Annotated in this window: 1 rRNA gene; it reads right to left on the bottom strand. The window is 60.3% G+C overall.

Features of this window, described 5'->3' with window-relative positions:
• A 16S ribosomal RNA gene (locus tag AADR41_RS42500) occupies positions 1–441 on the bottom strand; the annotation flags it as partial.

Genomic DNA, 441 nt, shown 5'->3' with positions numbered 1-441 from the left:
GACTACTGGGGTATCTAATCCTGTTCGCTCCCCACGCTTTCGCTCCTCAGCGTCAGGTAAGGCCCAGCAAGCCGCCTTCGCCACCGGTGTTCCTCCTGATATCTGCGCATTTCACCGCTACACCAGGAATTCCACTTGCCCCTGCCTACCTCCAGCCGGCTCGTATCCACCGCAGACCCACAGTTAAGCTGTGACCTTTCACGGCAGACGCGACCAGCCACCTACGAGCTCTTTACGCCCAATAATTCCGGACAACGCTCGCGCCCTACGTATTACCGCGGCTGCTGGCACGTAGTTAGCCGGCGCTTCTTCTGCAGGTACACGTCACCTTCGTCCCTGCTGAAAGAGGTTTACAACCCGAAGGCCGTCATCCCCCACGCGGCGTCGCTGCGTCAGGCTTCCGCCCATTGCGCAAGATTCCCCACTGCTGCCTCCCGTAGG

It is taken from the genome of Streptomyces sp. CLV115, from assembly GCF_038448545.1.
In the GTDB taxonomy this organism is placed as follows: Bacteria; Actinomycetota; Actinomycetes; order Streptomycetales; family Streptomycetaceae; genus Streptomyces; species Streptomyces sanglieri.
This window is presented reverse-complemented; position numbering and strand designations above follow the sequence as displayed.